Origin of the sequence: Chitinophaga sp. (assembly GCF_036569185.1) — a bacterium.
GTDB lineage: Bacteria > Bacteroidota > Bacteroidia > Chitinophagales > Chitinophagaceae > Chitinophaga.
The window spans coordinates 1-12,273 of sequence record NZ_DATCRD010000210.1 but is presented as its reverse complement, the minus strand read 5'-3'; the positions used below and the strand labels follow the sequence as shown (position 1 = coordinate 12,273).

The following is a 12,273-nucleotide window of genomic DNA, read 5'->3' as shown; positions in this document are numbered from 1 at the left end:
TTTCCGCTGATGCCGTTTATGAAACAATTTCCCTGATCTCAACGCTGCCGCCAACTTCCAGTACCGGGCAACCGTGCGCCAGTGTGGTAGCTTCTTCCAGCGTATCGGATTTTACCACCAGGAACCCGCCCAGTCTTTCCCTGATCTCCACAAACGGGCCGTCGGTAATAACGCCTCCGGGTTTCAGTACTTTTCCTTCCTGTGCAAGTCGGCTGCCAGTATTCCCCAGTTTTCCCTCTGCGGCAATGCCTCCCGCCCAGTCGTGCCACTTCTTTGTCAGCGCCTGGAAATCCTCTGCAGATAAGTCACGATATGAGAAATCGGCCTGGCGGAATAACAATAAGAATTCTTTCATTTCTTTATCATTTAATTCATGGTGAAATATATGAATTAATTCGCTTTCACCTTGAATAATCCCGGTGTATAACTTCCTGCAGCGGTGCGGAAGGCGATATTAAGACGGTTGTAGCTGTTAATGGTAGTAACGGCTATGGTCAGGTCTACAATTTCTTCTTCTGTAAACTGCGCGCGCACCTGGTTGTATACCTCGTCCGGTACCTCGCTGTTGGTGATCCTGGTTACAGCTTCTGCCCAGGCAAAGGCTGCCCGTTCACGATCGGTATACACTGTAGCTTCTCTCCAGCCCGCCAGCATATAAAGGCGTTGTTCTGTTTCTCCTTCTTCCCTGGCATCTTTGGAGTGCATATCCAGGCAAAATCCGCAGCCATTCATTTCTGATACCCGGAAGTAAATTAAGTGCTGCAAAGATCTTTCAATACTTGATTCTGCGAGGTATTTACCTACTCCGGATAATGCTTTTACTGCGTTGGCGCCATTGGTCAGCAGATTAATTCTCTGTGTCATGTTTATAAGTTTTATTGGTGAAAATTTGTTCGTTTATACACCAATAAGGATCGGTAAAAAGGAAATTGGACATCTCCCCGGAAATTTTTTTAAAAATTTTCTCAGGCAGATGGGGGAGGGTGTATCCACGCATGTGGCCGGCAGTAACAAGGCGCTTATCTCCTGGTAAAAGCATACAAAAGCACGAGGTTTTAGAAGAATCATTGTAGGGATATTACCGGCTTTGAGCTGGTGGATGCAGGCTCCGGCAAAGATTACGACTGGCGCCGGGCGGGGCAATGGCTACCTGCATGGCCTGGTTCCCTGCTGGCAGTGGCTTCCGGGGTGACTAAATCATTTGTTAAGCGCATCACTACTTCCCTGCAGGCAGCAACTCCGGGGTAAATCATTTGTTAATCACATCGCTTTCACAATTGCAAAACACTTCGGTGGGCAGGAATTTTTTCTTTTGACGGATGATTGTACAAACTTATCCGCGCATCGGTAAAATGCTGGCCCTTTTTATTTTCACATGGTCATTTACTATTATATCCGCTAAAGCCCAGGAGGTAAGGCCCCTTTACAAGGATTCCATTCCTAACAGTATCGGTAACACCGCCCCGGCAGATGTCCCCACCGTCACCATTTATAAGCCTGAAAAGCCTAACGGCGCAGCAGTGATCATCTTCCCCGGCGGCGCATATGCGTTCCTGGCCTTTGCGGAGGAAGGCACCAAAATAGCTGAAGCATTTATTACAAAAGGGGTTACCGCCTTCGTGGTAAAATACCGCCTGCCTTCAGATGCCACTATGCGGGATAAAAGCATGGGGCCTCTCCAGGATGCGCAACAGGCCATTAAGCTGGTACGCATGAATGCAACAGAATGGGGGCTGGATCCCCATAAGATCGGTATTGCAGGCTACTCAGCCGGCGGCCACGTGGCGTCTACGCTGGGTACGCACAGCGGCCGTAGCTATATCCCCAATAAGGAAAATACGGACCTGCGCCCCGACTTTATGATCCTCGTTTATCCGGTGATCAGTATGAATAAAGACCTGGCCCACCAGGGATCAAGCATCAGCCTGCTGGGGAATGAGCCCACCAAAGAAAAGATCGCCTTCTTTTCCAATGAGGAATGGGTGAACAACAATACGCCACCGGCCTATATCACCCATACCAGCGATGATGCCGTAGTGAATGTAAATAACAGTATTGCCTTTTACCAGGCCATGCTGAGAGGAGGTATCCCTGCTGAATTGCATCTCTATCCCACCGGCAACCATGGCTTTACCCAACGGTTACCTGTAAATGAATGGCTCGATCCCATGTTGTGGTGGATGAAAAGAGGGGGCTGGATCCCCAACACCCCCTGATCTGATATTAAATCATGGCATAGCCGTATGAACAGGTCGCGCAGTGGGCTTTGAATGCAGCAGCTTTATCAGCGGCCGCTCTACTTTGTAGTAGAAGAAAATGCCCACTGCCACCGCCAGTACCATATGCACAATAACCGAAAGATCGGCATTCAGGAAGTAACCGGTGGAAGCATATATCTGCGCGATAAAATAATAGAAAGTATAATGGGTAAGGTAAATAGAATAGGAAGCATCGCCTATCAGCAAACCCAGCTTGTTATTCCAGAGCTTTGTTAACACACCCTGCTGTTCAAGGAAAATACATCCGGCCAGGATGCACGCACTGGGCAAGCCCCATAACAATACCCGTTTCAAACTGCCGGTACCGCTGGTAACACTGCTCAGCTCAGATATATTTCCAAAGCCATAAACAATATTGTAAACATAACCAGCTATTCCCAAAAGGAGGAGCAGTCCCGCTATACCGGTAGCTACCTTCACATGCCGGTATAGCCAGAAAATGATCACCCCGAAAAGAAACTCCAGCATAATAGGGTTGGTGTAAAATATCAGCCGGAAATCTGTTGGTCTCAACAGCTGTCCCGCTGTTACCAGCACAGGGATAACAAGTAACAGCAATAATGTTTTATATCTTGTACGGAGCAGGATCAGGAAGAAAAACAGGCAATAGAACCACCACTCAAAGCTAAGCGACCAGCCCACCACAAGAATTGGCGCCAGCCACTTCTGGGAGTTCAGTACGGGTAACATAAACAACGTGTCCCTCCATCCGTAAAGGATAGCAGTAACGGGGTACATCTGGTCAAAAAAACAGAAGAACACCATATAGCACACACTCGCTACGTAGTAAATGGGATTGATCCGAAGGAAACGTTTCTTCAGGAAATCCACCCCATCACGCGCACCAAAATAATCACTGGCCACATAACTGATAATAAACCCGGAGATACCAAAGAAGAGGTCTACACCAATAGCGCCGAAATTTTCAAGGAAATAGAATTTTTGCTGATGGGAAACGGTGAATGCTTCCTGTAGATCTATGGCATGTACATGTACCACAAGGATAACTGCAACTGCCCTTAATAACTGTATGCTGTTAATCTTCATAAATGGGATACTGATTGAGGGTAAAGGATGGCAACACCGGTCACTTCTGTGTAAAGCAAGTTAAGCCGGGTGGCTGTAATTACACCTCAGTCAGTATCATGCGCTCAGCCATGCAACGATTGCCAGGTTGCCCTTTTCCACCCCAGCCCATCTGCCAATGCCGTTCTCCAGGTATTGTTGCCGGATAAACTGTATCGCCTCCCGCGATTCTTCAATAGTGCTCACGGGCTTGTTTCCCAGGTATAAATGCACGGCTTTGTCTGAATCCAGTTCAAACATGCCGGCAGCATCAGCCGGTATCAGTTCCCTTAAAATCAACCGGGGCGTAGATGCAAAAATCTCCATACACGTGTTATTTGGCGCCCAATTTAAAGGAACTATCTTAAACAGGAACAATAAAAAAGCGGGAATTTTATTTAGGCATCAGCAGGAAATTACTACCCACTTCGGCTTTGGTGGATTTTTTCTGGTACTGGTAAGGAGAAAAACCGGCAAATTCCTTGAAGGCCCGGATGTAATGGGATTGATCGGCATAGTCGTGCTCAAAAGCAATATCAGACAGCTTACTGTAGTTGTTGCTTTTTAACTGCTTTAAGGAATTCTGGAAACGGCATATCCGGGAAAATAATTTCGGGGAGATGCCAACGCCCTGTTTAAACCGGCGCTCAAAACTTCTTTCCGTTAGCTGCAATTGCTGCTGCAGGTCTTTTAATGCAATACTCCCGCCCGATTCTATGATCTGTGACAACGCAAACTGCGTGATCTCGTCGGCCGATGTATTGTTCTTATTGATCTGGTTAAATAGAAATGTGGAGATGATATCTATCTTCCCTGTTAAAGAAGGCGCATTACCTAACCTTTCTGCCAGGTAAAAATCTTTGGTAACTGCCAGTATATCCAGGTCCATACAGGAGTTGGTCAATTCCTCGGCATTCAGGCCGAAAATGGATTTCAAGGCATGCGGGTAACAAATTACTCCTATTGAACAAATGCTGCCGGTTATATGCAGCTCCGTATATCTGGTGGTTTGGCCATACAACAGCAGGTCAGGCAGCTCTTTGTTTTCCTGGTAGAAAGTACCATCTGCAGATTGCTGAAAAATCAGACCAGGACATCCATCTGCCGTTGGCCCGAAAATTTGGGGCTCATGGGTAATGCCACTACTTTCCAGCGTCCAGAAATAACGGACGTGGTTTTTAAGATAGGATGGCGGTGGCAACTCCTGGTACCTCATGTGATGGCAAATGAATTATCTTCAAGGTAAGATTTTTTAATGATTTCATGATAACCCTTAGTTTTGCAGACTAATTAACTCATCCCATGAGAATCGCATTATTCCGTTTCATCGGCAGCCTGGTACTCACAGTAATTGCCAGTCTTACATTTGCACAGAATAAGATCGTTGTTTTCCAGTCTGATTTTGGTTTGAAAGATGGTGCCGTTTCAGCTATGAAGGGCGTAGCTAACACCGTATCGCCCGACCTGAAACTATATGACCTCACCCACGAAATCCCTGCGTATAATATATGGGAAGCCGCCTACCGGCTGGAACAAACAGTTCCTTACTGGCCAGAAGGTACAGTGTTTGTATCGGTAGTGGACCCTGGTGTAGGTACCAGCCGCAAATCGGTGGTGCTTAAAACAAATAATGGCCACTTTATAGTAACGCCCGACAATGGCACGCTTACCCTTATTGCCGCCTCAGAAGGCATTGCAGCAATACGTGAGATCAATGAAGCTGTAAACCGCCGTAAAGACTCTCAGAAATCCTATACCTTCCATGGCAGGGATGTATATGCCTATACCGGCGCACGACTGGCATCCGGCGCTATTACCTTTGAAGAAGTAGGACCGTTGTTACCGAATGAGGTAGTAAAGATTCCTTACCAGGCGGCAGTACTGGAAGATGGAAAACTGAAAGGCAATATCTCTGTACTGGATGTACAGTACGGCAACATATGGACCAACATCGGCGCCGACCTGCTTAACCAGCTGCATCCGCAATACGGCGATATCCTGCAGGTAACATTTTTTCACAATGGGAAAAAAGTGCACCAGACCGCCGCGCCTTACAGCCAGACTTTTGGCGCGGTGCCGGAAGGAAAACCATTGAGCTACCTGAACAGCTTAATGCAATTATCGTTTGCGCTTAACATGGGTAATTTTGCAGCTGCCTATCATATAGGAAGCGGAAGTGAATGGAGTGTGGAAGTAATGTTGTTGCCCAAAAAGTGAAAGAAGTTCATTACAAGCCGAAAGGATTACCGTGTTTGCCCAGTTTCGGAAGTATATACAATAAGCTGATAACGTAAATATCTGGCTGCCGTTTCGCTAAGCTCTTCATAAAAGAGCCCTTTACTTCAATGGCGCCGTTCTGTTTTTTACCAAGCCCTATCCGCATACCGATATTACCTACCGGTCCAAAGGAATGCTGGGTAATAGAATCTGTAAGCGTGCCCCCGTTAACGTCTTTGTACTTAACATTTACAGGGCCGTAATGATAGGCCAGCCCACCACCTGCAAAGAATCCCACGGCTTTTTTATTATCAAACGACGAAAACGCACCAAAATTAAAATTGATAATAAGCGGTATATCTACCATCGACCGGAATTTTTTCACCGGCCCATCTTTTTGCCTGCCGGTGTAATAGTATATGATATTACCGTCGGCATCGTAATACCAATCCATCTCTTCTCCTTCTCCCGATCCGCCGGAACCACCAGCGGTAAGGGGAATGCCCACAGATATCGTCATCTTATCCGTTTCCAGTACGTTATAACGGATAGCGTAGGTTAAACCGAAGCTGGGGATACTTCCGCCCCGGGAAGTATGATCTATGGAAGTAGAAAACCCTATACCATGCACAAAACGTTGTGAGAAAACCGGTAAACCGGCTATACAGGCAATTGCTAACAGTACAATTTTTTTCATACGGCAATGGTGGGATTAAGGATACAATATAAAGTAAAAAGCTATTGACCCGGAAAAACCGTGCCAATAGCTTTTTATAAACTTCTCTAGTGTTATTGTAGTACGTCCAGTATAGCGTGATCAATGCCCTGCAGAGTATTTGCAGCAGGTTTGATCAGTTCCAGTACGGTGATCTTATTGTTGCCTTTCTTCAGCCATTCAGCAGGTACATACAGTGTTTGCTGCGGGCCTACCTGCCAGTACCTGCCCAGGTGATGGCCATTGATCCATACCACTCCTTTGCCCCATTGCGTCATATCCAGGTAGGTATCGCCGGTAGCGGAAAGCGTGAAACTGCCTTCTTTCAGCACCGGTACATCTGTACCAGCAGCGGCAGGCGTTACCGCCGGCTGTACATCAAAAGGAAGTTTAAACTGCTGCCACTGGTGGATGGCCTGACCATTAAACAACACTTGTCCAACAACACCTTTTTTGTTTTTCAACAGGTAAGGGCCAAAGTTGATGCGCCCCAGGTTTTCCACGAGGATATCCAGGGTTACAGTGCCCGCCGGAAGTGTTACTTCCACGCTGTCCTGCGCGAGGCGGCGGTCAAGGATAGCCACTCTTTTTCCGTTAATGAATACAAGGCCGTAATCGCGGAGGTCTTTTATTTTCAGCAGGCCACTGTGCCCGCCGGGAATAGAAGTGCGGTAGAGCACAAATCCATAGGCCTGGTTAAGGTCTTCAAACGTTAACGGATCTACGCTTTTGATAGCGGCTGGCAGTTTGCTGAAAACGGCGGCGCTGCGCGTAAAGCTAATTACCGGTGTAGTGATCACCGGTTTCTTCGCAGGCACTTCCGGTAAGGTCACCCCGGCTGGCAGATGACGTGCAATCACTTCCCTGAACTTCATGAATTTAGGCGTAGCATTTCCTGCTTCATCCAGCGGCGCATCATAGTCGTAGCTGCTGATCTGTGGCTCATAAGGGTTCTTGTCGTTGTAATTGGCGCCATTCATATAACCGCGGGTAGTGCCACCATGAAACATGTACATGTTAATGGAAATACCAGCAGCGAGCACGCGGTCTAAACGGTCAAGGAAGTTTTCATAAGGGATGGTATGGTGCTTTTGTCCCCACCAGTCGAACCATGCAGGATACCATTCTGCAATATAAAAAGGGCCTTTCCCGTTGTGATTTTCCCTTACCAGTTGTTTTACTTTTTGCGGATCATCTATGCCGTTTACGGCAGGCAGCAAGCCCGGTAAATGGCCTTTGGCTACATCCGCCGCAGGATCGCAGGTATATAAAAGCCCGTCGAATCCCGCGTCAATAAACATCTTCCGGTTAATATCCAGGTAACTTTTGTCATTGGAATAAGAGCCATATTCATTTTCTATCTGCACCATCAGGATGTTGCCACCGTGGTTGATCTGCAATCCTGCCAATTGTTTTCCGACCGCTTTAATATAGTTGTGGTAGGCAGCGAGATATTGTGGTTCTTTACTGCGTACTTCAAGACCTTTTATATTTTGCAGCCAATATGGGTATCCGCCAAACTCCCATTCTGCACAAACATAGGGGCTGGGACGGAGCACTACCCATAATCCTTCTTCCCGTGCTATTTTTACAAAGGCGGCAACGTCGTTGTTGCCGGAAAAATCATAATGCCCTTTCTGGGGCTCGTGCATATTCCAGAACACATAGGTGCCTATGGTATTCAGTCCCATTGCCTTTGCCATCTTCAGGCGGTCGCGCCAGCTTTCACGTGGCACGCGCAGGTAATGGATCTCTCCCGAAATCATCTGGAAGGGTTTCCCATCCAGCAGAAAGGTGGAGTCGCCCAGCTGGAATGTATGCTGTGCGGATAACTGGAAGCTGCACAATACCATTAAAATAACAACGCTTAATCTTTTCATTGTCTACAGTTTATTGCTTAAGGTTACCTGTTATTGTAACTACTGACCGTGGTGGAATAAGGACGGTGTTTCCCCGGACATCACCTGGCTGCAGGTTGCCTGCTGCGCTGGTGGTATAACTGCGCATACTGCCCGCTTTTAACCCTTGACAGTGTATGCTGGTGCTGGCAGCAGTGTTACCATTATTGATCACTACTATCCGGAGGGTATTGTCTTTGTTTTTATATGCAGACAGATAGAAGTCCTTCGAAGCAGCGCTGCCGCTCACATTAGCCTGAACCCTTTGGGCGCCGGGTCTTATAAACCGGCTGTAGTTACCCAGCACCCACATCATTTTGGTATCGCGGAGCTGACCATCTGTTTTATTTTTATCTATATAAATCAATCCGTCTTTATAATTATAAGGCGAGACAGCCAGCCACCACTGCCAGGCTGCGGCGTTGGCAATGGTAAGATCCGAGTGGATCACACGCGCCATATACAGTGCGGCATCCATACCCAGGTCTACGCCGGAGCCGTTTATTTTCCCGGCATTATCGCCCAGGATACAGTATTCCGACTGCCAGAACTCCAGCCCTTTCAGCGCGGTATGCAGCTGTTTTCGTATAGTAGTGGCCGTATCTTCAGGGGAGGTGGTGAAATAACTATGTGCGGCAATACCTTTGTATACATTGGGAAGGTTGCCCAAATAAGTAGCGCTGCTGGGTGCGAAAAAGGCATTTATCTGTGAACCTTTGTCCGGCTTGTCTTCCGGCGCATACAGGTAATTGATTTTACCTGCCTCCGGTACCAGTATTTTTGTTGGGATTTTTGCTTCGCTGAAAGTTTTGCTGATGGCTTTGGTGAAACCGGCCACCTGTTCATTATTATAGGGACAGCCTTCCTGTCCGCCATCACTCCAATCCCACTGCGGTTCATTCACCGGGCTGATATAATTGAGCTGAACGCCCGTGGTGGAGTGGATACCTTGTATTATATCTTTCAAAAAAACAGCAACGGCAGTATAATTCTCCCGGGGAAGATTGCTCCCTCCTTTATCGGCAAATGCTTTGCCGTTACGGGTAAACATTACTGGCGGACTATTCAGAAAACCAAGGAACTCTGTAACGCCGCGTTGTTTCGCGGCCTGTAAAAACCATAACTGCCCGGATTGTTTCTTCCAGTTGTAGGTATTGTCTTCCTGCAGGAATGATTCCGCCCTACGCCATTCATCTTTTATGCCGCTGTTGTTGCCCTGTTCAGTACTGCCTGCGCCGATATTAAAGCGCCACATGGATAAGCCGATACCTTTGGGCTGACCATCGGCGGTAGTATCGGTACTGAACAGCCAGTCGGCGATCTGGTTACGTTTGCTGTCCGGCCAGTTACCGGTAAACTGACCTGCCCATGCATCGGAGGCCGCAAAGTTGCGGATCGTTTGCGCAGTTTTTTGTAAGTCGATGTTTACCTGGATAACGTTGCTATTGCTTTGCTGTGATAATGCGGTGTGCAGTGCAAGGCACAGCGGCAGCAGGCAGAAGATTTTTTTCATGTTCCTAAAACGCTTTGCTTTACACAAAGCCGCCGGAAAGTAGTAAAATGGCTGTTAAATATCTTTCAATTATGACAACCGGCAAGCCAACGCGGCGACTTTGTGTAAAGCGGATGAGGGTTTAATAACCTTTGTTCTGCTCCAGTTGCCCGTTGGAGGCCAGTATATCAGCTCTCGGAATAGGCAGCCAGTAATTTTTTTCACTGAACAGGCGACCCTGCAGCGCTATTTTCCTTGTATAGGTATATACGCCGCCACTAACGGCAACGTCTACACCATAAGCGGGTACGTTTTCTGTTACAATCGCCGTTTTCCACCGCCGTACATCATAAAAGCGATGTTCTTCAAATGCCAGCTCAATTTGCCTTTCATGTTGAATCGCGGTCCGCATCTGGTCTTTGCTCAGGCCCGGCGTAAGTACGGGCTGCTGTACGCTGGCGCGTTGACGGATCTGGTTAACGGCAGCATATACACTGGCATCAGGTCCTGCGACTTCATTTTGCGCTTCAGCATAATTCAGCAGTATCTCTGCATAGCGGATGTAGATCCAGGGCTGTAACCCGGCTACGTTCCAGGGATTGTCTATAGGGTTGTTATCATCCATGAATTTGCGGAGATAATAACCTGTTTTGGTAGAGTTCCAGTTGGAAGGGCCATCCTTTCCATCTTTTCCACCGGGAGAAAATGTTTGTATGGTAGATCCCCGGTAGGAAGCGCCGTTGTAAAGGATAGTGGCATAGAACCGCGGATCCCTGTTTACATAAGGGTTTTGTGCATTGTAACCGGAGGTAGGATCGGTGATCTGCTTACCGTTCTTCATTTCATAAGCGTCTACCAGGTTTTGCAGCGGTGTATTACCGGCCCATCCGCCATAACCGTTAGGGCCATTGGATATTTCCAGGCATACGTGACGCGCGCCCACGGCATAACGGCGGCCAAAAATAATTTCGTTGTTATCAGGTTTTATGAACAACTGGCTGTAATCTGCTGCCAGGGTGTATTGCGACAAGTCCATCACTGCTTTGGCGGCATCGGCTGCTGCCTGCCAGGTGCCTACATTGTACAGCGGACTGGCGGCATATAAGAGCAACCGTGCTTTTAACGCTAGTGCGGCGCCTTTGGTAGCCCTGCCCAGTTTCCAGCTATCGTCGTTGGTGAGCGGCAGATCGGCAGCTGCGGCGGTAAGCTCGCTTACTGCATAATCCATGGATTCCTTCAGCGTGGCCCTTTTAAATAAAGCGGGATCGGTGAGGTTGTCGGTGAGCTGGTATTCTTTGTTGCCCATCATTACCACGCCACCATAGTTACGGATCAGGTCATGATACCGGTAGGCGCGGATAAAGCGTAGTTCAGCAGTCAGCTTTTTACGGAGCGCAACACTCATTTCCACGCTGTCTATATTATTCAGTGCGTAGTTACATTCCCGGATACTGCGATAGCTTCTGCCCCAGATGGTACCTGCGATACCGGTATTTTCCGGCGCCATCTGCCCCTGCTGGATGATCCAGGTATTATCATCATTGTTGTAAATGGATTCGTCGGTAATGGAGCTCCACAGCCCGTATTCAAAACCTCTTCCGAAACCGGGATTTGTACCTTCTCCTTCTTTGTCCTGCAGCTTAATGCTCAGGTAACGGTTGATCACATAATTCTGGAACAGGGCGGAATCGGCCAGTACGGCCTCGCCCAGGATACGGTCGGTAGGTGTAATGTTCAGGTAATCCTTCTTGCAGGAAGTAAGTAATCCTGCGGCTGCTAAAGTTAAGCTGTATATAAAGTGCGTTGTTTTCATGACTTATTTTTTCTGGTTTAGAATCTAACATTTACACCCACATTGATAATCCGCTGCTGGGGGTAAAACTGTCCGCTGCTGCTGGTTCCTTCCGGATCGTAATCTTTTACCCTGGTAATGGTGAAAAGGTTAAATGCGTTAGCATACACTCTCAGGCTGCCGATCCTGATACGGGATAAAACTTCGGAACTGAAAGTATAGCCCAGTGATACGTTTTTCAAACGCAGGAAAGACGCATCGTTGAGCCAGAAAGTGTTGGCAAAACGGCCGCCGCTTACGGAAGAGGAGGCACGTTCATCCACTCTCGGGTAAGAGCCATTCGGATTGCTGGGGCTCCAGCGGTTGTCGGCCCAGCTGCTGTAATAGTTACCGATGGTGCCGGATTCAGGAAGCACGTACTGGCTCACATTTGTTTGCCCGGCAAATAACAGCGATAAATCAAATCCTTTGTAATCACCACCTAATATAATACCGTAGGTGATTTCCGGGATATTACCATATTTGGTCCTGATCTGGTCATCGGCGTTGATTTTCCCATCGCCGTTAACATCCCTGTAAATCAGGTCGCCCAGTTGCGTGCCTTCAGGGTGTGGATATTTATTCAGCTCATCGGCTGTACGGAAAATACCGATGGCATCATACAGCAGGGAAGTGTTCATTGGGCCGCCGGTTTGTCTTTGATAAGACAGGGTGCCGGGGGCTTCATCTATAAAGATGATCTTGTTTTTGGCATAGGTGATGTTACCTGAAATGTTGTAGTGGAAACCGCCACCGGTGGTGTTGTCATATCCGAG

General features: G+C 47.8%; 12 protein-coding genes and 1 pseudogene. 3 read left to right on the top strand and 10 right to left on the bottom strand.

Going from position 1 to position 12,273, the window contains the following annotated elements:
- Positions 1–16 precede the first annotated feature (16 nt).
- Together VIM72_RS15845 and VIM72_RS15840 are read right to left on the bottom strand one after the other, a co-directional pair.
- Positions 17–355 carry a YciI family protein gene (locus VIM72_RS15845; protein ID WP_332003799.1) on the bottom strand — a complete coding sequence of 113 codons (339 nt, stop codon included), beginning with the start codon at positions 353–355 and terminating at the stop codon, positions 17–19.
- A 35-nt stretch (positions 356–390) separates the two neighbouring features.
- Positions 391–864, bottom strand: a complete 474-nt coding sequence (locus VIM72_RS15840) for a carboxymuconolactone decarboxylase family protein (protein WP_332003798.1) — start codon at positions 862–864, stop codon at positions 391–393.
- A gap of 231 nt (positions 865–1,095) precedes the next feature.
- Between VIM72_RS15840 and VIM72_RS15835 the strand changes: the two genes are divergently transcribed.
- Together VIM72_RS15835 and VIM72_RS15830 are read left to right on the top strand one after the other, a co-directional pair.
- Positions 1,096–1,248 carry a hypothetical protein gene (locus tag VIM72_RS15835; protein WP_332003797.1) on the top strand — a complete coding sequence of 51 codons (153 nt, stop codon included), beginning with the start codon at positions 1,096–1,098 and terminating at the stop codon, positions 1,246–1,248.
- Between the two features lie 71 nt (positions 1,249–1,319).
- Positions 1,320–2,216 carry an alpha/beta hydrolase gene (locus VIM72_RS15830; RefSeq protein ID WP_332003796.1) on the top strand — a complete coding sequence of 299 codons (897 nt, stop codon included), beginning with the start codon at positions 1,320–1,322 and terminating at the stop codon, positions 2,214–2,216.
- 12 nt (positions 2,217–2,228) lie between these two features.
- On the opposite strand, the gene VIM72_RS15825 is transcribed toward VIM72_RS15830, so the two are convergent.
- From VIM72_RS15825 to VIM72_RS15815, 3 genes are all read right to left on the bottom strand, one after another.
- Entirely contained in the window at positions 2,229–3,326 is a 1,098-nt protein-coding gene (locus VIM72_RS15825) for an acyltransferase (RefSeq protein WP_332003795.1), read from the bottom strand.
- A gap of 96 nt (positions 3,327–3,422) precedes the next feature.
- Positions 3,423–3,671 carry a GNAT family N-acetyltransferase gene (locus tag VIM72_RS15820; protein ID WP_332003794.1) on the bottom strand — a complete coding sequence of 83 codons (249 nt, stop codon included), beginning with the start codon at positions 3,669–3,671 and terminating at the stop codon, positions 3,423–3,425.
- A 67-nt stretch (positions 3,672–3,738) separates the two neighbouring features.
- Positions 3,739–4,560 (bottom strand): helix-turn-helix domain-containing protein, encoded by an 822-nt coding sequence (locus tag VIM72_RS15815; protein WP_332003793.1) that lies wholly within the window; start codon positions 4,558–4,560, stop codon positions 3,739–3,741.
- A gap of 86 nt (positions 4,561–4,646) precedes the next feature.
- Here VIM72_RS15815 and VIM72_RS15810 point away from each other — a divergent pair, with 86 nt between their 5' ends.
- A complete protein-coding gene (locus tag VIM72_RS15810) occupies positions 4,647–5,561 on the top strand; it encodes an S-adenosyl-l-methionine hydroxide adenosyltransferase family protein (protein WP_332003792.1) in 915 nt (304 codons plus the stop codon).
- A gap of 10 nt (positions 5,562–5,571) precedes the next feature.
- Here VIM72_RS15810 and VIM72_RS15805 read toward each other — a convergent pair whose 3' ends face one another.
- The 5 genes and pseudogenes from VIM72_RS15805 to VIM72_RS15785 form a co-directional block, all read right to left on the bottom strand.
- Positions 5,572–6,258 (bottom strand): hypothetical protein, encoded by a 687-nt coding sequence (locus tag VIM72_RS15805; RefSeq protein ID WP_332003791.1) that lies wholly within the window; start codon positions 6,256–6,258, stop codon positions 5,572–5,574.
- Positions 6,259–6,350: 92 nt separating this feature from the next.
- The gene (locus tag VIM72_RS15800; protein WP_332003790.1) at positions 6,351–8,156 is read right to left on the bottom strand and encodes a glycoside hydrolase family 35 protein; all 1,806 of its coding nucleotides are present in this window, start codon (positions 8,154–8,156) and stop codon (positions 6,351–6,353) included.
- 10 nt (positions 8,157–8,166) lie between these two features.
- Positions 8,167–9,687, bottom strand: a complete 1,521-nt coding sequence (locus VIM72_RS15795; protein ID WP_332003789.1) for a glycoside hydrolase — start codon at positions 9,685–9,687, stop codon at positions 8,167–8,169.
- Between the two features lie 121 nt (positions 9,688–9,808).
- Positions 9,809–11,479: a RagB/SusD family nutrient uptake outer membrane protein gene (locus tag VIM72_RS15790; protein WP_332003788.1), complete on the bottom strand. Its 1,671-nt coding sequence runs from the start codon at positions 11,477–11,479 to the stop codon at positions 9,809–9,811.
- A 17-nt stretch (positions 11,480–11,496) separates the two neighbouring features.
- Positions 11,497–12,273: pseudogene (locus VIM72_RS15785) on the bottom strand (SusC/RagA family TonB-linked outer membrane protein); the annotation flags it as partial.